We start from the raw sequence: 18,333 nt of genomic DNA on the forward strand, positions 1-18,333 counted from the left end.
TTACGTCATCCGCGCCAGGCGCTGAACGAAGGGGTCCTTGTCGAGCTTCGCACTTGCCCGGCGGGACAGCTTCGGCTCCGGCTCCGCCGGGGCGAGGCGCGCTGAGGAGAGGAACGCTCCGTCCACCTTGCGGCAGGGCTGCGGTTCGAAAGGGCCGGTCCGCGGCGTCGTCGCCCCGGATTTCGCGAGGCAGGCTGCCTCGGCCATGACCTCCGACGCGGCCGCCGTTCGGGGATGAGCGGCTGCGGGCGCGGCGGCGAGGCCGGCCGCGCCTGACTTCGGCTCCAGCATGGCCCGAACGAGGCCCGCGCCATCGGTCCCGGCCGCCATCTGGGGAACGTAGGGCGCGATCCTCTCGACGGGGATCTCCTCCTCGACTGCGGTCGTCCGGCCCGGCCGCGCGATGAGACCGACGAGCATCATGAGACCGGCAATCCCGAAGGCGGTCCCTGCAAGCCGCGTCCACACGGGAAAGCCGCCGGGCAGGATGGCGCGCGCGATCACGTGGGGCCCCGCTGCCGCGGCCAGCTCCGACGGCGCCGGAACAAGGCGCCCCATGGGACGCTGCACGACCGGGCCGCGCGGACCCGTGGCCCGAATGCCGCCGAGAAGCTGCCCGAGGGCCGCGTCCATCACGGGCTCGTCGAAGAGAAGCGCCCCCACGGCAGCGTCGGCCGCCGTGTCGTCCGGAGGGAGGAGGAGAAGCGCGGTCCGCCCGCCGGGCAAGGGCACCGGCGCGGACAGGTCAACCTGCACGACCTCTCGAGGCGCCATGCCCGCCGCCAGCCATGGCGCGACCTTCTGCGGAACCGGCACGTTCAGAACCGCAAGCACCGCAAGCGCGAGGGCGGACAGACCCGCCAGTCCCGCGATCGCGAACATCGTGCGGCGCAGACGTCCCCCAACGACCCTGCTCGACATGATCTCACCCTCGGAGTTGACCTATCGTCACCGTCTCTAGACCCAGAACCGGGCTCCTTTGTGGCAAATGCAGGGAGGGAATGAAGCGCTCGCTCCGCCGGAGCGATTGAAGCCGAGGGCCTGCACGGTCTATATGCCGTTCGACCACGGAGGATGCCGCATGACGAACTACCTCGAATTCGAGAAGGGCCTCGCCGAGATCGAAGGCAAGGCCGAGGAGCTGCGCGCGCTCGCCAGGTCCAACGAGGGCATGGATGTCGAAGCCGAAGCCAAGGGCCTCGACACCAAGGCCGCGACGATCAAGAAGGACCTCTATTCGTCCCTCACGCCCTGGCAGAAATGCCAGGTCGCGCGCCATCCGGAACGGCCTCATTGCCGGGTCTACGTCGACCGGCTGTTCGAGGAATTCACCCCCCTCGCCGGCGACCGGACCTTTGCCGACGATTATGCGGTCATGGGCGGCCTCGCGCGGTTCAGGGGCACGCCGGTCGTGGTTCTGGGCCATGAGAAGGGCCACGATACCCGCACCCGAATCGAGCACAATTTCGGCATGGCGCGGCCTGAGGGCTACCGCAAGGCGATCCGCCTGATGGACCTCGCCGACCGCTTCGACCTGCCCCTCATCACGCTGGTGGACACCCCCGGCGCCTATCCCGGCAAGGGTGCGGAGGAACGCGGCCAGTCCGAGGCGATCGCCCGGTCGACCCAGAAATGCCTCTCCCTCGGCGTGCCGCTGGCATCCGTGATCATCGGCGAGGGCGGCTCCGGCGGAGCCGTCGCCTTCGCCACGGCGAACCGCATCGCGATGCTGGAGCACTCGATCTACTCGGTCATCTCCCCCGAGGGCTGCGCGTCAATCCTGTGGAAGGATGCGGAAAAGATGCGCGAGGCGGCCGGCGCGCTTCGGCTCACCGCGCAGGATCTGCAGAAGCTCGGCGTCATCGACCGTATCGTGAAGGAGCCGCTCGGCGGCGCCCATCGCCACATCAAAGACGCCGTAAATGCCGTCGGCGATGCCATCGAGGCGATGCTGGAGGAGATGTCCGGCATGGATCGCAAGGCCCTGATCGCCGACCGCCGCCAGAAGTTCATCGGCATGGGGTCGAAGGGCCTCGCAGCCTGACGCCAGAAGGCGGCTCCGCTCAGGCGGTGGCCGCCTCGCGCGGGAAGGCGTCGATCGCGTCTAGGATCTGGAGCGCCAGTTCAGACGCGGAAGCCGCATTCTGCCCCGTGATCAGCCGCCCGTCGGACACGACGTAGGGCTCTCCCGGTGGGCCGTGGGTGCATGTCATCGTGGACTCCGCAAGGCTTCCCGGCAGGTTCACGGCGGCATCCGACTGCGCCGCGCCCATCTCGGTCAATTCGGCGGCCACCGGCCCGGTGAGGCTCTTGCCCGCGAGGAGAGGCAACCCGTCATGCCGGCGCGCTCCCAGCAGGCCCGCAATGCCGCAACCGATCCCGCTGACGATCGCGCCGCGGTCCCAGAGCGTCCCGGCAAGCCGCGCAAGGGTGCTGTCGCTTGCAAAATCGTGCAGCGCGCCCGGACCGCCGGCAAGGATCAGGGCGTCGAACCGCGTCGCGTCCACGTCCCCGAGGGTCGCCGTGTCGCTGAGGGCAGCAACCGCCCGCGCGTCACCGAGAAAAAGATCGACGGCGCCGGATCGTTCGAATGAATCTGTGCTGGAGCTGTTGGCCGACGGCTTGCCCCCCTTGGGGGATGCGAAGCGGACGGCCAGTCCGGCCTCGCGGAGCCGGATGTAAATGGCGGCGACTTCCTGGAAGTCGAAGCCGGTCTCGTGCCCGGACTCGCTCGTCTCGTCATGCGACGTGACCACGAGCAGGGCGGTATGTTTCATGAAGCGGCGTCCACCTGTTCCGGTTGTCGGTTCAGCGCACTCCTTCGGCGCCTTTCGGGGGGCCAAATGCCCATTCGCCCTTAAGGTTCCGACTCTCGTGAAAAAAGCGCGAGAAGTTCGGGCACCGTTTGATCAAGGATGCGCTGGACCTCGCCGCGGCGCTCGCGATACGCAGGTGAAAATACCTCAGGGGATCGTTCCATGATCGAAACACCGTACCTGCTGTTCCTCGGCGATGCTCCCGATCCGCTCGCCGCCAAGGTCGCCCAGGGCATTCGCGACTGGCGGCCCGACTACTCCATCGGCCAGCTTCGCCTCGATGGCTGCAAGGCGGACATGCGCCTGCCGGACATGACCCTCGAAGAAGCGCGCGATGCCGGCGCGAAGACGCTGGTGATCGGCGTGGCGAACCGTGGCGGGATCATCTCGGAGACGTGGCGCTCGGTTCTGGGCGACGCCCTGCGCGCCGGGTTCGACATCGCCAGCGGCCTGCACAACCTCCTGCGCGACGAACCCGAGCTGGTCCGCATCGCGAGGGAAGAGGGCCGCACCCTCCATGACGTGCGCGTGCCGACCGTGAAGTACCCGATCGCCAACGGCGAGAAGCGCAAGGGCAAGCGCGTCCTCGCGGTCGGAACCGACTGCTCCGTCGGCAAGATGTATACCGGCCTCGCCCTCGAGAAGGCGATGTCCGAGAAGGGGATGAAGGCAACCTTCCGCGCCACCGGTCAGACCGGCATCCTCATCACCGGCGAGGGCGTCCCGCTCGATGCAGTGATCGCGGACTTCATGGCCGGCTCCGTCGAGTGGCTGACGCCCGACAACGACGACGACCACTGGGATGTGATCGAGGGGCAAGGCAGCCTCTTCCACGCCTCCTATTCTGGCGTGACGCTGGCGCTGATCCATGGCGGTCAGCCGGATGCGCTCGTGCTCTGCCACGAACCGACGCGGACCCACATGCGCGGTCTGCCGGGATATGGCCTCCCCACTCTCGAAGAGGTGCGGGACCTGTCGCTCCAGATGGCCCGCCGGGTGAACGAGGGCTGCGAGGTCGTCGGCATCTCGATCAACACCTACGGAATGGACCAGGCCGCGGCGGACGCCTATCTCGCCGAGGTCGAGGACCGCATGGGCCTGCCCACCGTCGATCCGTTCCGGCAGGGCGCCGGACGGCTGGCGGACGCGCTGAAGGCCCTCGGCTGATGGCCATCACCGTCACCGAGGACACGTTCCGCCTCGCGGAGACCTTCACGATCAGCCGCGGCTCCCGGACGGAGGCGCGCGTCCTGACCGTGACGGTCGAGGAGGGCGGCCATCGCGGGCGAGGGGAATGCGTGCCCTACGCCCGGTACGACGAGACGCTGGAAAGCGTGCGCGCCGAGATCGAGGGCCTGCCGGCCGGCATCGACCGGGCCGCGCTGCAGCAGGCCCTGCCGGCCGGCGCCGCGCGCAACGCGGTCGATTGCGCGCTGTGGGATCTGGAAGCGAAGCGCGCGGGTCAGCCGGCATGGCAGATCGCCGGGCTCGCCGTCCCCCTTCCCGAGATCACGGCCTTCACCCTGTCCCTCGACACGCCTCAGAAGATGCAGGCGGCGGCGGCGAGACATGCCCATCGTCCGCTTCTGAAGATCAAGCTCGGCACACCCGACGACATGCCCCGCCTCGAGGCGGTGCGCGCCGGCGCGCCGGAGGCCCGCATCGTGGTCGATGCCAACGAGGGATGGAGCCCGGAGGTCTACAGGGACCTTGCGCCGCATCTGGTGCGGCTCGGCGTGACCCTCGTGGAGCAACCCGTGCCCGCGGGCGAGGACGAGGCACTGCGCGGGCTGGAGCGGCCCGTTCCGCTCTGCGCCGACGAGAGCGTGCACGACCGCGCCACGCTCGGCCGGCTCGAGGGCCTCTATGACCTCGTGAACATCAAGCTCGACAAGACCGGCGGCCTGACCGAGGCGCTCGCGCTTCGGGCCGAGGCGGAGCGGCTGGGCTTCGGCATCATGGTCGGCTGCATGGTCGGCTCCTCGCTCGCGATGGCCCCCGCGGTCCTTCTCGCGCAGGGCGCGGCCGTCACCGATCTTGACGGCCCGCTCCTCCTCGCAGAAGACCGCGACACCCCGCTGACATTCGATGTGGCGGGCGTCCATCCGCCCTCGCCCGAACTCTGGGGATAATGCACATGAGCCGCATCTGTTACGTCAATGGCGATTACGTCGCCGAGGAAGACGCGAAGATCTCCGTCTTCGACCGGGGCTTCCTCTTCGCCGATGGCGTCTACGAGGTGACGAGTGTTCTCGGCGGCAAGCTGATCGACTTCGACGGTCATGCCACGCGCCTGTCCCGCTCCCTCTCCGAGCTGGCGATGCCCTCCCCCGTCACGAGGGACGAGCTGCTCGATATCCACCGCGAGTTGGTGACGCGCAACGGCATCGAGGAGGGGCTGGTCTATCTTCAGATCACCCGCGGCGCGGCGGACCGGGATTTTGCCTATCCCACGGATGCCGCACCCGGCATCGTCCTCTTCACGCAAACGAAGACGCTGATCGAGAGCCCGGCGGCCAGGGCGGGCATCCGCATCGTCTCCCTTCCCGACGCCCGCTGGGGCCGGCGGGACATCAAGACGGTCCAGCTCCTCTACCCCTCCATGGCCAAGATGGAGGCGAAGGCCCAGGGCGCGGACGATGCCTGGATGGTCGAGGACGGCCACGTCACCGAGGGCACGTCCAACAACGCCTACATCGTCAAGGGCAGCACCATCGTGACCCGGCAACTGGGGACCGAGATCCTTGCCGGTATCACCCGCAATGCCGTCCTGCGATTCGCCCGCGAGGCGCAGATGAAGGTGGAGGAGCGCGCCTTCACTGTCGAAGAGGCCGAAAGCGCCGACGAGGCCTTCGTGACCTCCGCGACGACCTTCGTGCAGCCCGTGGTCTCGATCAACGGCAGCGAGATCGGGGATGGCACGCCCGGCCCCGTCGCCCGGCGCCTGCGGGAGATCTACATCGAGGAGAGCCGGAAGGCCGGCATCTGATGGCGCGCGGCAAGCTCCGTTTCGAGGGGGCTGGCGGGGATCTTCCGTTCTCCGAGCTCTTCGACGGAGCCGAGCCGCCCGCCCCCGACTTGCCGGACGGCCCCGTCGCCGTCACGCCGGCTTACAACGAGATGCTGCGTCTGCCGGACTGGTTCCGGCACCACCGAGCGCTCGGCATCGTCCACTTCATCATGATCGACAACGGCTCGACGGACGGCACGTCGGACTTCCTCGATGCCCAGCCGGACGTGACCCGGCTCGTCACGACCCAAGCATGGGAACGGGTGAAGCGGCCGGTGAGGCTATGGCCGTCGGACCGCTGGCTGACGGGCCGGTGGGTGCTTCACTGCGATTCCGACGAATTCCTGATCCCGCCCGGCTGGCCGGACATGTCCCTGCCCCGCCTGCTGGAGCACTGGGACCGGACCGGGATCGACGGCGCCTTCGCCCCGATGATCGACATGTACGCGGGCGGCCCTGCCTCGGAGGTCGAGGTCTCGCCCGGCATGCCCCTCCTGCCGGCCTTCCCGATGTTCGACGCAGAGGGCTACTGGGTCGCTCCGCCGCTGAGGGACAGGAAAGCCTACCCCTGCCCGCCCTACCTGCTCTTCGGCGGGCCGCGGGAGCGGCTCTTCAGGGAGCTTCGTGGCGGCGGCCTCCTGCCGGCGCCCCTGGAGCGACTGGCGATCCGCGCTGCGATGGCGCCCGCCCGGCCATCCCATCCCCGGCCCGGAGCGCGCAGGCTCCACAAGCTCATCGCAGGACGCACGCGGCCCGGTGTGCATTCCAAGGTCGCCCTCATGCGCTGGCGGCACGGGACCCGCTTCACCAGCGCGAATCACAGGATCAGTGAAGCCTACAAGCTCGCCGCGGACTGGACGCCGCTCCTCCATTTCCGCCTCATCCCCGACTTCGCCCAGCGGCAGGCGGAGCAGTCGCTTCGCAAGTCCGGCGAAGACGCCGCAGAGGGGGCTCGGGCCTTCGGCGAAGAGGTCACCCGCCGCGATCTGGTCTGGTCAGGCTCCCGGCGGATGACCGGCTGGCGGGACCTCTACGATGCCGGCCTCATGCGGCTGTCGAAGGAAACGCGGGACGCGCTCGGGCTCTGAGGCGTCAGTCGCGCTTGCCGACATTCGTGGCGTAGGCGCGGCCGAAATCCTCCCGGGTCTTCTCGTCCGCCGGGGCCTGATGCCGCGCGGTCCATTCCCCGTAAGGCATGCCGTAGAAGCTTTCACGCGCCTCCTCCTTGTCCATCTCGATCCCGCGCGCATTGGCGGCTTCCATGTACCAGCGGCTGAGACAGTTGCGGCAGAAGCCGGCGAGATTCATCAGATCGATGTTCTGCACGTCCGTCCGTTCCTGCAGGTGCTCGCGCAGGGCGCGGAACGCGGCGGCTTCGAGTTCGACTTGGGTCTGCGCGTCCATCGCGGATCTCCTGGATGATTGGGGGTGGCGCCTAGGTCAGACCTGTGCCTGAGCGACCGCTGCGTCAAGCGCGAGAGCGAGACGCTCGGCCCACTCCCGCTGCGCCGTCTCGTCCTCGATCAGATCCTGCCGCAGCTCGATCAGCGCGTTGGGGCGCCCGTGGGACAGCGCGTGCCGGTCCATGGAATCGCCCGGCAGATGCCCGCCATAGGGCTGGTTGTCCCCCACCGTCAGGCCTCCCTGCTCCTCCAGCGCATGAAGCAGAGGCATCGCAAGGCGCGTATCGCGGTGCGAATGCAGCACCCCCACCTGCCACGGCCGGAGCCCACGCCCCCGCAGCTGCGGCGTGAAGGAGTGGACGGAAACCATGACCGGATCCTCCCGCAGGACCGCCACGCGCTCCACCGCGTCGTGATACGGCAGGTAGCACAGGGACTTGCGTCGCTCGATCTCCTCCGGTCCCGCCTCCCGATTGGCGGGAATGATCGTCCCGTCATACAGCCGCATCACCAGCGTCGGATCGTCCTCGCCGCGGTTGGGGTCGATGACGAGGCGGGAGAAGTTGGACAGCACGGCCGGAGCGCCGAGGACCTCCGCGAGCGCGAGCGACACCGCCGCCGCGCCCGGATCGTAGGCGATGTGCCGCTGCATGTCCTCGTTCCGGAGGCCGAGGGATCCGCCGCCGACCGCATCAGGAACCGTGTTCGCGGCATGGTCGCAGATCACCACGAAACGCTTCGGAAGATCCTCGCCAACGATGCTGTAAGGCGCATATGTCATGGAGCGGTGACCTTGCCGTGAACAGAAGAGCCTCGGTTGGTGATAGGGCCGCGGACGCCAAAGAGCCAGCACCGGGCTTTAAAGCGCGCCTGTTTGGCGCTAACACCACTGGCAAGCAACCGATGGGACAGCGCCATGCGACGGATGAGAAACGTAAAGATCGTGGCCACGCTCGGCCCTGCCTCCAATGATTACGAGATGATCCGGGCACTGTTCGAGGCGGGAGCGGACGTGTTCCGTCTCAACATGAGCCACGGCGACCACGAGGAAATCCGCGCCCGGCACGAGATCATCCGCAAGATCGAGAAGGATACCGGCCGGCCGATCGCCATCCTCGCCGACCTGCAGGGACCGAAGCTGCGCTGCGGGGTCTTCGCCAGCGACGAGGGCGAGGATCTCGAGGAGGGCGCGAAGTTCCGCCTCGATCTCGACGAGACCGAGGGCGATTCGACCCGCGTCCAGCTCCCCCATCCCGAGATCTTCCAGGCCCTGGAGCCCGGTGCGCGCCTTCTCGTCAATGACGGCAAGATCCGCCTCAAGGTGGATGAGTGCGGGTCCGATTTCGCCGACTGCACGGTGATGGCCGGCGGCCGGATCTCCAACCGCAAGGGCGTCAACGTGCCCGACGTGGTCCTGCCCCTCGCCGCGCTGTCCGCGAAGGACAAGCGGGACCTCGAATTCGTCTGCGAGCTCGGCGTCGACTGGATCGCGCTGTCCTTCGTTCAGCGGGCCGCGGATGTCGAGGAAGCGCGCGGGCTGATCATGGGCCGCGCCGCCGTTCTGTCGAAGATCGAGAAGCCCGCCGCCGTCACCGCCTTCGAGGACATCCTGCGCGCCTCCGACGGGATCATGGTCGCGCGCGGCGACCTTGGAGTCGAGCTTCCGGTGCAGAACGTGCCGCCGATCCAGAAGCGCCTGACGCGGCTCACCCGCGCGGCCGCCAAGCCCGTCATCGTCGCCACGCAGATGCTCGAGAGCATGATCGAGAGCCCGATGCCGACCCGCGCCGAGGTCTCCGACGTCGCCACCGCGATCTACGAAGGCGCGGATGCAATCATGCTGTCGGCCGAAAGCGCCGCCGGTCAGTATCCCCTCGAGGCGGTCAAGACGATGGACAACGTCGCGCAGGAGGTGGAGGGCGACCCCACCTACCGCGACATCATCAACGCCTCCCGCAACGTACAGCGCCGCACCATCGCCGATGGCATCGTCGCCGCCGCGCGGGAGATCGCCGAATCGAGCGACGTGAAGGCGATCTGCTGCTTCACCCAGTCGGGCACCACCGCCGAGCTGACCGCGCGGGAACGTCCGCAGGTTCCGATCATCGGCCTGACGCCCCTCATCGGCACGGCGCGCCGGCTCTGCCTCTCCTGGGGCGTGACCTGCTACATCGCGGGCTCGGTGAACCGCTTCAAGATGGCCGTCGTCGGCGCCGCGCGCGCGGCCCGGACCGGCGGCTTCGCCGGGCCCGAGGACTTCATCGTCGTGACCGCGGGCGTGCCCTTCAACGTGACCGGCACCACCAACATCCTGCGCGTCGCGCCCTGCGACGAGCGCCTGATCTTCAACACCGACCCCGAATGAGGGCGCGCGGCCCGTCCCGTTCGGACGGGCCGCGTTAGGAGAACCCGAATGGGACCGGACCTTTGCCTGACGCTGGGGATCCTGCTCGGCCTGATCTCCGTGCCGTCCCTAGTGTCGGCCTTCTCGGACAGCCGCCCGCCCCGCGCGGCCGTGCTCCTGATCGTGGCGGCCACGGCCCTCATCGCCACCGCGACGACCCGGAAGCCCGGCGGATACCGGATCGAACAGATCCCCGACGTGATCCTGGAGACGATCGGAGCCGTGCTGACCTGACAGCCGCGAGACCCCTGCCTCCTGCAGCGCGCTCAGCGTCCGTCCGGCACGCTCCGCGCTTGCCAACGCCACCGCGATCCTCTATGCGGCCCACTCCACCAGCGCCAGCGGGCCGAATGGCATGCCTTCCGGCGCTTCATAACCGACCCCACACAAGCGGGAGCAACGGCAAAATGCCCAAGATGAAGACGAAGTCAGGCGCCAAGAAGCGCTTCAAGATGACCGCCAGCGGCAAGGTCAAATCTGCCCAAGCCGGCAAGCGGCACGGGATGATCAAGCGCTCGAACAAGTTCATTCGCGACGCGCGCGGCACCATGGTTCTCTCCGAGCCGGATGCCAAGATCGTCAAGAAATACATGCCCTACGCGCGCTGAGGAGAGCTGATCCATGTCCCGAGTTACCAGCGGCAAAGTCACCCACGCGCGTCACAAGAAGGTCATCAAGGCAGCGAAGGGCTATTACGGCCGCCGCTCCACCGCCTTCCGCACCGCGACCCAGGCCGTCGACAAGGCCAACCAGTACGCCACGCGCGACCGGAAGAACCGCAAGCGGCAGTTCCGTGCCCTGTGGATCCAGCGGATCAACGCCGCCGTCCGCGCGCATGACGAAGGCCTGACCTACAGCCGGTTCATCAACGGCCTCGCCCTCGCCGGGATCGAAGTGGACCGCAAGGTCCTCGCCGATCTCGCGGTGCACGAGCCCGACGCGTTCGGCTCCATCGTCGACCAGGCGAAAGCCGCGCTGAACTGAGGTTCACCGCGACACCAGAAGATCAGAAGGCCCGCCCGACCCGGCGGGCCTTTTTCGTGGGAGGCGCCAAGATCCGGGCCGCCCGTCTGGCCGTTGCCGCTGAGGACACCGGGCTGGCACCTTCGACGGCGCCACGCGCGCCTGTCGAACGTCGAGCGAAAGCGACCTGAAGCTACGGTTCTCTCGGGTCGTGACAGCGTGCCGTGGCACGCAATCCCCAACCAACCGCCGAGTATTCCGACCCAGACCTGACCTTGGACGCGGGACAGGCGAAGATTCACGATGCGGGACGAAGTGTGATTTCGCGGGACTTGCGCCACTGTCCGTTTTTGGAGACAACTTACGGACAATGACCCTTAAACAATTTCGCGTTTTCATTTGCGCCTTTTGCTTGCCCTTGGCGCTGTCTGGTTGTGCTTCACGGTACAACGCAGTCGTCAACCTTCCCGGCGGCGCGATTGCCAGAATGACCGTGACGCCCTTATTCGGTTTTCATAGTGACTGGGCCAGAGTATTTACCGTTGACGACGATGACACGGCGGCTTCCATCGACCTTTATAAAGATACGGGATGGTGGCGAGGCTCTCATTTATATCTCCACTCTTCAGGTACTTATGTTGTCCACGAAGGGCAAATGGGGTGCTTTGGCTTCACCCTCGAGCCTGTTTCGTTTGAAGTTGCCACCTCAATATCGTGCGTCAAGATGGCCGACACGGCGATCCGGCTCCCGGCAGACAGCCCCGAACTGAACGGATATCCAGCATCGAAATATTACGTCGGGCTGTTCTATGTCGGCAGGTTCGTTGAGGCGAGTAGGATACCAGAGTTGCTGGGCGCACGTGCCAAGACGCCAGTCGTCTTCCAAACATACGAGCAACAAGCCGAGCCAGAACTTCCAGAAATTCTCTGAACAGCCATTCATGCACCGCGCAGCATCGTTCAACTGGGCTCGCAGCCGACCTCCGCTGCATGGGACACGAACGGCAGCTCTTCCTTTGCACATGCGATCCGGGTCAGCCACCTGACAGGAAACTCGCTTTTGTCTGACAGCTGACAGCGCCCCTGCCCCGTCTCCGCTCCCCTCGCCGCCATCCGCATTTGCGCTCGGGCGCGGCTCCGTGATACCTCCCGCGCGCGGCGGCCAAGGGGGTCGCCCGAGGGCAGCGGACGGGACGCGAGAAGCATGGACGATCTTCGGCACAAATACCTCGCCGCCATCGCCGAGGCGAAGGGCGAGGGGCAACTCGAGGAGATCCGCATCGCGGCGCTCGGCAAGAAGGGTGAGATTGCCCTCGAGATGCGCAAGCTCGGGCAGATGAGCCCGGAGGAGCGCCAGACGGCCGGCCCCGCTCTCAACGCGCTGAAGGCCGAGGTGAACGACGCGATCCTCGCCAGGCGCTCCGGTCTCGCCGATGCCGCCCTCGACGAGCGCCTCAAGGCCGAATGGCTGGACGTCACGCTGCCGTCGCGGCCAGTGCGCTCGGGCACCGTACACCCCGTCAGCCAGGTGACCGAGGAGGTGACCGCGCTCTTCGCCGATATGGGCTTCTCCGTCGCCGAGGGACCGCAGGTCGAGACCGACTGGTACAATTTCGACGCCCTCAACATCGCGTCCCACCATCCCGCCCGTGCGGAAATGGACACGTTCTACATGGCCCGCGCCGAGGGGGACGATCGCCCGCCCCACGTCCTGCGCACGCACACGAGTCCGGTGCAGATCCGGTCCATGCTGGCGCAGGGGGCGCCCTTGCGCGTCATCGCGCCGGGCCGCGTCTACCGCGCCGACTTCGACCAGACGCACACGCCGATGTTCCACCAGGTCGAGGGCCTCGCTCTCGACACGGACATCTCGATGGCGAATCTGAAATGGGTCCTGGAGGAGTTCTGCCGCGCCTTCTTCGAGGTGGACGATGTCGAACTGCGCTTCCGCGCCTCGCATTTCCCGTTCACCGAACCTTCCGCCGAGGTCGACATCCGCTGCTCCTGGCAGGACGGTGCGCTGAAGCTCGGCGAGGGCGACGACTGGCTGGAGATCCTCGGCTCGGGCATGGTGCATCCCAACGTGCTGAAGGCCGGGGGGATCGACCCCGAGGTCTACCAGGGCTTCGCGTTCGGCATGGGGATCGATCGGATCGCGATGCTGAAATACGGCATTCCGGACCTTCGCGCCTTCTTCGAAAGCGACCTGCGCTGGCTGCGCCACTACGGATTCTCCAGCACCGCCGTTCCGACCATGCGCGGCGGCCTGACCGCCTGACCTAGAGCCCCATCCACCGTCCCAGGGGAATCTCGGCGCGCAGCAGTCGCGCCGGGTTCAATCGGCAGATGGACCGATTGAGCCCGGGATCGCCGAAGATCTGGATGCAGGTGGAGGAGCCGGCACGTCCGACAGGGCTGCCGGAGGCGGACACGACGCCAAGCCCGACAAGCACGATCAGTGCCACGATGATCGGTCGACCGAGACCGCAAAAGAAATCGTCAATTCTGTCCATAACAAGGCACCGATAGCGGGCCCCCACCCGATACGGGCATGTATGCGGCTCAATTGTGGCGGGATTTGGGCAAGCGCGGCGAAATGAGGGCGACAATCGCTCTCGTTCAAGGCGCATTCTTTCCCCTGCGAGACCAAAGCCGCCAGTCGCGACCTTCCGGCCCGGCAACGGCGCCCCACCTTTCGCCCCGTGTGCGATTCGGATATGTCCGGCTCGACCTGACACCACCGATGCGGACACACCGATGAAGTTCACCCTCGCCTGGCTCAAGGAGCATCTCGACACCGCGGCCACGCTCGTCGAGATCACCTTCGCGCTCAGCGACCTCGGCCTCGAGGTCGAAAACGTGACGGATCCCGCGGCGGCGCTTTCCTCGTTTTCCATCGGCAAGGTCGTCGCCTCCGAGAAGCACCCTGATGCGGACCGCCTGAAGGTCTGCCGCGTGGAGACGGGAAGCGGCGAGACGCAGATCATCTGTGGCGCGCCGAATGCCCGCGAAGGGATCACCGTGGTCGTCGCCGCCCCCGGTACCTACGTGCCCGGCATCGACACGACGATCCAGGTCGGCAAGATCCGCGGCATCGAGAGCCACGGCATGATGTGTTCCGAGCGGGAGCTGGAGCTCGGCGAGGGACATGACGGGATCATCGAGCTGCCCTCGGGCACCGCCGGTCAGCCGTTCTCCGACTGGCTCGAACAGAACGACCCCGGCCGGACCGATCCGGTGATCGAGATCGGCATCACGCCGAACCGGCCCGATGCGCTCGGCGTGCGCGGCATCGCGCGCGATCTCGCGGCGCGGGGCCTCGGCACACTGAAGCCGGCGCCCGTCCGGGAGGTTCCCGGGACCTTCCCCTCCCCCGTCTCCGTGACCATCGCCGAGGACGCGCGGGATGTGGCCCCGGTCTTCTGCGGGCGGCTGATCCGCGGCGTCCGGAACGGCCCCTCCCCCGACTGGCTTCAGGCGCGGCTGAAGGCGATCGGCCTGCGCCCCATCTCCGCCCTCGTCGACATCACCAACTTCTTCACCCATGACCGCGCGCGGCCGCTCCACGTCTTCGATGCGGGCAAGCTCGCGGGCGGGCTGACCGTTCATCCCGCGCAGGGCGGTGAGACGATGATGGGCCTCGACGACAAGGAGTACACCTTCGAGCCGGGCATGACGGTGATCTCCGACGAGGCCGGCATCCAGTCCATCGGCGGGGTGATGGGCGGTCTCGAGACCGGCTGCACGACGGAGACAACGGACGTCTTCGTCGAGAGCGCTTGGTTCGATCCCGTCCGCACCGCGTTCACCGGCCGCGCCCTCAAGATCAACTCCGATGCACGCTACCGCTTCGAGCGCGGCGTGGACCCCGCCTCCGCACGCGACGGCCTCGAGCTGGCGACGCGGATGATCCTCGATCTCTGCGGCGGCGAGGCGTCGGAGGCCGTGATTGCCGGCGCCGCGCCGGACACGACCCGCGCCTATCCGTTCGACCCGGGCCGCGTCGTCAGCCTCGTCGGGATGGACATCCCCGAAGCCGAGCAGCGCGGGACGCTCGAGGCCCTCGGGTTCCGGCTCGAGGCCGGCATGGCGCACCCGCCGAGCTGGCGACCCGACATCCAGGGCAGCGCCGACCTCGTCGAGGAGGTCGCCCGCATCGCCTCGCTCACCAAGCTAGAGGGAAAGCCGATGCCGCGGCCGCGGCCCGGCCTGCCCGCGCCCGTCCTGACCCCGCTGCAGCGGCGCGAGCGCACCCTGCGCCGGACAGTCGCCGGCGCCGGCTACAACGAATGCGTCAGCTATAGTTTCGTGGATCAGGCCTCCGCGGCGCTCTTCGGCGGCGGCGGCCCCGAAACGAAACTCGAGAACCCCATCTCCTCCGAGATGAGCCACATGCGACCGGCGCTCCTGCCCGGTCTCTTGCAGGCCGCGGCGCGGAACCAGGCGCGCGGCCAGGGCGAGCTGGCCCTCTTCGAGATCGGCGCGGTGTTCTCGGGCGGCGAGCCGGAGGACCAGTCCCTCGTCGCGAGCGGCATTCTCGTCGGAGACGCCACTCCCCGCGGCGTTCACGGTGCGCGCCGCGGCGTTGACCTGTTCGACGCGAAGGCGGACCTCGAACTGGCGCTCGCCTCCATCGGCGCGCCCGCGAAGGCGCAGATCAGGCGCGATGCGCCCGGCTGGTTTCACCCCGGCCGCTCCGGTGCGATCTGCCTTGGCAAGACCGTCCTCGGCGTCTTCGGCGAGTTCCATCCCAAGGCGCTCTCCGCGCTCGATGTGAAAGGCCCGGCCGTCGGCTGGACGCTCTCCCCGGGTGCCGTGCCCTACCCCCGCGCCAGCGGAACGGGCCGGCCGGCACTCCGGATCTCCGGGCTGCAGGCCGTCGAGCGCGACTTCGCCTTCGTCCTCGATCGTCAGGTCGCCGCGCTCGACGTGGTGAACGCGGCCGGCGGTGCGGACAAGGCGCTGATCGAAAGCGTTCGTGTCTTCGACGAGTTCACCGGCGAGGCCGCCGAGGCACAGATGGGCGAAGGGAAGAAGAGCCTCGCCATCGCCGTCCGCCTCCAGCCGATGGAGCGCACCCTGACCGACGAGGAGATCGACGCGGTCTCCAAGAAGGTCATCGAGAAGGTGACGAAGGCGACGGGCGGCACTCTGAGGGGGTGAGCCCCCACTCGCCGCGCCCGCTCACGGTCCGGCCAATGTAAAAAAAGGCGGCGCCCTTTCGAAGGCGCCGCCTTTCTTTTTTAACGGGACAGGCCCGTCAGAACGGCAGTGGCGAGCCGTTCGCGAGCACCTGACCATCTTCCGTGATCGTGATCTCCGAGATGAGACTGTCGGGCGTGTCGCCCGGTTTCGCGATCATCCCGGACATCATCCGCGCCATCATCGCCTGGTCCGACGGCAGGACCCCGAGCTCTACCAGCCGGTCGAGCAGGGCGTTGCCGCCCGTCATCGCGAGGTTCATCGTGCCCTCGGGGATAGGCATGGCCGCGAACGCATCCTCCTCGGAATTGTCGAAGGTGAAGGTTCCGCTGCCCAGAAGCTCGGCGCCGAGCGCGGAGACGACGAGTTCGTTCACCTCGAGGGATTCGACCCGGCCGGGGTCCTCGTTCTCGGCCATGTCTTCGCTCTCGGCGGGTTCGGCGAAGATGTCCTGCATCCACATGCCCATGCCGGACAGGTCGACGACGAGGTTGGCAGGATCGCGGGGCAGGATGCCGGCGGGATCGAACATCGACCAGAGGCTCTCGTCGAGCTCCAGCCCGCCGAGGCGCAGGGCGAAGTCGAACGGCTGCGCCTCTTCGGATTGAAGGACCGGCATCAGGAAGTCGATCCCGGCCTCCGCGAGGCTGACGGATATGCTGCCGCCCATGACGCCCTCACCGGCCACGTCGACATCCACGTCGGTATAGTCGATGCCGTAGGATATCCCGTCGCCGGACAGGCCGAATGCGATGCTGCCGGGGCCGGATGCGCCGGAGATATCGCTGTCGTCGCTTTCGCCGCCGGTCGTCACGACGGAGAAGGTGCTGGTGTCGTAGGCTGCGTCGAAATTCATCGACAGACCGCTCGCGAGGGCGTCCGAGGCCATCTCCTCATCGGCGAAGCGTGCGAAATCCCCGGTGCCCGCGGTCGTGCCGGACACGCCCGTCATGGAGAAGGAGGACTCGATCTCGCCCTTCTCCTCGTCGTCGCCCGACATCGTTCCGCGCAGCGCGGCCGCCGTGAAGGTGGAGGTGGAGGTGGTTTTCTCGCCGGAGCCGTTGAGCGCGCTGGCCGTTATGTCCTCGGCCACCAGTTCGAGACGGAACTCGTCCGGCACGTCCTCCCCCTCCAGGTCGTCGACGACGACGGAGATTTCGGGAGAGGCCAGATCGAATCGCAGGTCGTCGCCCGCTTCGTTGATCGTGATGTCCGCGTCTTCCTGGGAGACGGTCACGACGATGCTCGTCCGTTCATCTTCGTCATCGACCGTCGAGACAGTCACGTCGTAGCTGTCCGGCATCGAGACGGAGACGCTTCCATCGTCCTCTTCCGTCAGCGTGACCGTGCCGATCTCCGCGACGGCGGAGAACTCGTCTTCGTCCGGCGCATAATTCGCGACCATACCGGTCAGGGTCAGGGTGCCGCCGGAATACTCCTCGCTCTCGGTCGTGATCTCCTGGCCAAAGCTGTCGACGTACTCCTGGTAGCGGTCCCAGGCGTCTTCGGCGGTCAGGGAGAAGGAGGCGGTGGCCGAGACGGCAAGCGCCGCCGCAGAGGCACCGGCAGTGCGAAAGAGGGTCATATCAAGTCCTTTCATGCTGAAATACGCATCGATTGCCGAGACTCTCTGCCACCTCTCGCGGCACGGTCAAGTGACATGTCCGGGGCCGATGCGTGATGTCGCACCCCGCCGGGGAGGGCGATCAGATCGTATCCACGACACCGCCGTCGACGCGGAGCGACGCGCCCGAGGTCGCGCTCGAGAGTGGCGAGGCGACGTAGGCGATCATGTTCGCGACCTCCTCGACCGAGGCCGCACGACGGATCACGGAGGAGGGACGATTGGCCTTCACGAAATCCGCAGCGGCGTCCTCGATGGTCTGGCCCTCGGCGGGATCGAGGCCGGACGTCATCCCGTCGGACAGGGTCGGCCCGGGAAGGACGGCATTCACGGTTACTCCCGTCCCCGCCATGCGCTTGGCCAGACCGCGGGAGAGGGCGAGATAGGCGGTCTTCGTGACGCCGTAATGGATCATGTCGGGCGGGATGTTGATCGCGCTTTCGGAACTGAGAAAGATCACCCGGCCCCAGCCGCGCTCCGCCATCGCCGGGATGAGCGCGCGGGAGAGGCGCACGCCGCTCATCACGTTCGTCGACCAGTAGCCGTCCCAGTCCGCATCGTTCGTGTCGAAGAAGTCCTGCCCGCCGAACTTCCCGGCATTGTTCACGAGGATATCCACCCGGCCAGCCTCACGCGCGAGGCGGTCGCAATCCTCCGGCCGGGTCAGGTCCGCCGCGATACCGGTCGCGCCAGCGCCCAAGCGCTGCACGGCGGAATCCACATCGTCCTGCGCGCGGCCCGTGACGATGACTTCGGCGCCGCACTCCAGAAGCGCCGCCGCGGCGCCATGACCGATGCCCTTGGTGGAGCCCGTCACGAGGGCGCGTTTTCCGCTCAGGTCGAAGTTCATGGCAAATCCCTTTCCTGCATTCTTGCGGGGGAAACGGAAGGTCTCGCGGATCGGTTCATTC

The 18,333-nt window shown here is 67.5% G+C and carries 19 protein-coding genes; 12 read left to right on the forward strand and 7 right to left on the reverse strand.

Features of this window, described 5'->3' with window-relative positions; translation table 11 throughout:
- On the reverse strand, positions 1-921 hold the full coding sequence (locus RM543_RS00405) for a hypothetical protein (protein ID WP_311688565.1): 921 nt from the start codon (positions 919-921) through the stop codon (positions 1-3).
- 160 nt (positions 922-1,081) lie between these two features.
- On the opposite strand from RM543_RS00405, the gene RM543_RS00410 reads away from it, so the two are divergent.
- Positions 1,082-2,044, forward strand: a complete 963-nt coding sequence (locus tag RM543_RS00410; RefSeq protein WP_311688566.1) for an acetyl-CoA carboxylase carboxyltransferase subunit alpha — start codon at positions 1,082-1,084, stop codon at positions 2,042-2,044.
- A gap of 19 nt (positions 2,045-2,063) precedes the next feature.
- Here the strand turns inward: RM543_RS00410 and RM543_RS00415 are convergent, their stop codons facing one another.
- On the reverse strand, positions 2,064-2,777 hold the full coding sequence (locus tag RM543_RS00415; RefSeq protein WP_311688568.1) for a type 1 glutamine amidotransferase domain-containing protein: 714 nt from the start codon (positions 2,775-2,777) through the stop codon (positions 2,064-2,066).
- 201 nt (positions 2,778-2,978) lie between these two features.
- Here RM543_RS00415 and dgcN point away from each other — a divergent pair, with 201 nt between their 5' ends.
- Genes dgcN through RM543_RS00435 form a run of 4 tightly spaced genes read left to right on the forward strand, consistent with a single transcriptional unit; the run spans position 2,979 to position 6,914 of the window.
- A complete protein-coding gene (dgcN, locus tag RM543_RS00420; RefSeq protein ID WP_311688570.1) occupies positions 2,979-3,983 on the forward strand; it encodes an N-acetyltransferase DgcN in 1,005 nt (334 codons plus the stop codon).
- Positions 3,983-4,948, forward strand: a complete 966-nt coding sequence (gene dgcA / locus RM543_RS00425; protein WP_311688572.1) for an N-acetyl-D-Glu racemase DgcA — start codon at positions 3,983-3,985, stop codon at positions 4,946-4,948. Before dgcN ends, dgcA begins: the two co-directional genes overlap by 1 nt.
- Before the next feature lie 5 nt (positions 4,949-4,953).
- Positions 4,954-5,805 carry a D-amino-acid transaminase gene (locus RM543_RS00430; RefSeq protein WP_311688573.1) on the forward strand — a complete coding sequence of 284 codons (852 nt, stop codon included), beginning with the start codon at positions 4,954-4,956 and terminating at the stop codon, positions 5,803-5,805.
- Positions 5,805-6,914 carry a glycosyltransferase family 2 protein gene (locus RM543_RS00435; RefSeq protein ID WP_311688575.1) on the forward strand — a complete coding sequence of 370 codons (1,110 nt, stop codon included), beginning with the start codon at positions 5,805-5,807 and terminating at the stop codon, positions 6,912-6,914. Before RM543_RS00430 ends, RM543_RS00435 begins: the two co-directional genes overlap by 1 nt.
- Before the next feature lie 4 nt (positions 6,915-6,918).
- Here RM543_RS00435 and RM543_RS00440 read toward each other — a convergent pair whose 3' ends face one another.
- Positions 6,919-7,230: a DUF1244 domain-containing protein gene (locus RM543_RS00440; protein WP_311688577.1), complete on the reverse strand. Its 312-nt coding sequence runs from the start codon at positions 7,228-7,230 to the stop codon at positions 6,919-6,921.
- A gap of 36 nt (positions 7,231-7,266) precedes the next feature.
- Complete coding sequence (locus RM543_RS00445) at positions 7,267-8,010, reverse strand: N-formylglutamate amidohydrolase (protein ID WP_311688579.1); 744 nt, start codon at positions 8,008-8,010, stop codon at positions 7,267-7,269.
- Positions 8,011-8,145: 135 nt separating this feature from the next.
- Between RM543_RS00445 and pyk the strand changes: the two genes are divergently transcribed.
- The 6 genes from pyk to pheS all read left to right on the forward strand — a co-directional run bounded on the left by pyk (position 8,146) and on the right by pheS (position 12,874).
- Positions 8,146-9,594 (forward strand): pyruvate kinase, encoded by a 1,449-nt coding sequence (gene pyk, locus RM543_RS00450; RefSeq protein WP_311688581.1) that lies wholly within the window; start codon positions 8,146-8,148, stop codon positions 9,592-9,594.
- A gap of 48 nt (positions 9,595-9,642) precedes the next feature.
- Positions 9,643-9,867 carry a hypothetical protein gene (locus tag RM543_RS00455; RefSeq protein WP_311688583.1) on the forward strand — a complete coding sequence of 75 codons (225 nt, stop codon included), beginning with the start codon at positions 9,643-9,645 and terminating at the stop codon, positions 9,865-9,867.
- Positions 9,868-10,040: 173 nt separating this feature from the next.
- Positions 10,041-10,241, forward strand: a complete 201-nt coding sequence (rpmI, locus tag RM543_RS00460; protein ID WP_311688585.1) for a 50S ribosomal protein L35 — start codon at positions 10,041-10,043, stop codon at positions 10,239-10,241.
- 13 nt (positions 10,242-10,254) lie between these two features.
- Positions 10,255-10,617 carry a 50S ribosomal protein L20 gene (gene rplT / locus RM543_RS00465; protein WP_116085411.1) on the forward strand — a complete coding sequence of 121 codons (363 nt, stop codon included), beginning with the start codon at positions 10,255-10,257 and terminating at the stop codon, positions 10,615-10,617.
- 349 nt (positions 10,618-10,966) lie between these two features.
- Positions 10,967-11,527, forward strand: a complete 561-nt coding sequence (locus tag RM543_RS00470; protein WP_311688587.1) for a hypothetical protein — start codon at positions 10,967-10,969, stop codon at positions 11,525-11,527.
- Positions 11,528-11,800: 273 nt separating this feature from the next.
- Positions 11,801-12,874, forward strand: coding sequence for a phenylalanine--tRNA ligase subunit alpha (gene pheS, locus RM543_RS00475; protein ID WP_311688588.1), 1,074 nt, complete (start codon positions 11,801-11,803; stop codon positions 12,872-12,874).
- A gap of 1 nt (position 12,875) precedes the next feature.
- On the opposite strand, the gene RM543_RS00480 is transcribed toward pheS, so the two are convergent.
- Positions 12,876-13,061 carry a hypothetical protein gene (locus RM543_RS00480; protein WP_311688589.1) on the reverse strand — a complete coding sequence of 62 codons (186 nt, stop codon included), beginning with the start codon at positions 13,059-13,061 and terminating at the stop codon, positions 12,876-12,878.
- A 292-nt stretch (positions 13,062-13,353) separates the two neighbouring features.
- On the opposite strand from RM543_RS00480, the gene pheT reads away from it, so the two are divergent.
- Complete coding sequence (gene pheT / locus RM543_RS00485) at positions 13,354-15,759, forward strand: phenylalanine--tRNA ligase subunit beta (protein ID WP_311688591.1); 2,406 nt, start codon at positions 13,354-13,356, stop codon at positions 15,757-15,759.
- 97 nt (positions 15,760-15,856) lie between these two features.
- On the opposite strand, the gene RM543_RS00490 is transcribed toward pheT, so the two are convergent.
- Both RM543_RS00490 and RM543_RS00495 read right to left on the reverse strand, forming a co-directional pair.
- Complete coding sequence (locus RM543_RS00490; RefSeq protein ID WP_311688593.1) at positions 15,857-17,383, reverse strand: DUF2125 domain-containing protein; 1,527 nt, start codon at positions 17,381-17,383, stop codon at positions 15,857-15,859.
- A gap of 121 nt (positions 17,384-17,504) precedes the next feature.
- Positions 17,505-18,272 carry an SDR family NAD(P)-dependent oxidoreductase gene (locus RM543_RS00495; RefSeq protein ID WP_311688595.1) on the reverse strand — a complete coding sequence of 256 codons (768 nt, stop codon included), beginning with the start codon at positions 18,270-18,272 and terminating at the stop codon, positions 17,505-17,507.
- Positions 18,273-18,333: the final 61 nt, after the last annotated feature.

The sequence above is a fragment of the Tropicimonas omnivorans genome, assembly GCF_031846565.1.
GTDB classification, from domain to species: Bacteria; Pseudomonadota; Alphaproteobacteria; order Rhodobacterales; family Rhodobacteraceae; genus Tropicimonas_B; species Tropicimonas_B omnivorans.

Bases quoted from the DNA above. Each gene is read 5' to 3' on its own strand.
- RM543_RS00405 (WP_311688565.1), bottom strand. From the start codon at position 921: ATGTCGAGCAGGGTCGTTGGGGGACGTCTGCGCCGCACGATGTTCGCG.
- RM543_RS00410 (WP_311688566.1), top strand. From the start codon at position 1,082: ATGACGAACTACCTCGAATTCGAGAAGGGCCTCGCCGAGATCGAAGGC.
- RM543_RS00415 (WP_311688568.1), bottom strand. From the start codon at position 2,777: ATGAAACATACCGCCCTGCTCGTGGTCACGTCGCATGACGAGACGAGC.
- dgcN (WP_311688570.1), top strand. From the start codon at position 2,979: ATGATCGAAACACCGTACCTGCTGTTCCTCGGCGATGCTCCCGATCCG.
- dgcA (WP_311688572.1), top strand. From the start codon at position 3,983: ATGGCCATCACCGTCACCGAGGACACGTTCCGCCTCGCGGAGACCTTC.
- RM543_RS00430 (WP_311688573.1), top strand. From the start codon at position 4,954: ATGAGCCGCATCTGTTACGTCAATGGCGATTACGTCGCCGAGGAAGAC.
- RM543_RS00435 (WP_311688575.1), top strand. From the start codon at position 5,805: ATGGCGCGCGGCAAGCTCCGTTTCGAGGGGGCTGGCGGGGATCTTCCG.
- RM543_RS00440 (WP_311688577.1), bottom strand. From the start codon at position 7,230: ATGGACGCGCAGACCCAAGTCGAACTCGAAGCCGCCGCGTTCCGCGCC.
- RM543_RS00445 (WP_311688579.1), bottom strand. From the start codon at position 8,010: ATGACATATGCGCCTTACAGCATCGTTGGCGAGGATCTTCCGAAGCGT.
- pyk (WP_311688581.1), top strand. From the start codon at position 8,146: ATGCGACGGATGAGAAACGTAAAGATCGTGGCCACGCTCGGCCCTGCC.
- RM543_RS00455 (WP_311688583.1), top strand. From the start codon at position 9,643: ATGGGACCGGACCTTTGCCTGACGCTGGGGATCCTGCTCGGCCTGATC.
- rpmI (WP_311688585.1), top strand. From the start codon at position 10,041: ATGCCCAAGATGAAGACGAAGTCAGGCGCCAAGAAGCGCTTCAAGATG.
- rplT (WP_116085411.1), top strand. From the start codon at position 10,255: ATGTCCCGAGTTACCAGCGGCAAAGTCACCCACGCGCGTCACAAGAAG.
- RM543_RS00470 (WP_311688587.1), top strand. From the start codon at position 10,967: ATGACCCTTAAACAATTTCGCGTTTTCATTTGCGCCTTTTGCTTGCCC.
- pheS (WP_311688588.1), top strand. From the start codon at position 11,801: ATGGACGATCTTCGGCACAAATACCTCGCCGCCATCGCCGAGGCGAAG.
- pheT (WP_311688591.1), top strand. From the start codon at position 13,354: ATGAAGTTCACCCTCGCCTGGCTCAAGGAGCATCTCGACACCGCGGCC.
- RM543_RS00490 (WP_311688593.1), bottom strand. From the start codon at position 17,383: ATGACCCTCTTTCGCACTGCCGGTGCCTCTGCGGCGGCGCTTGCCGTC.
- RM543_RS00495 (WP_311688595.1), bottom strand. From the start codon at position 18,272: ATGAACTTCGACCTGAGCGGAAAACGCGCCCTCGTGACGGGCTCCACC.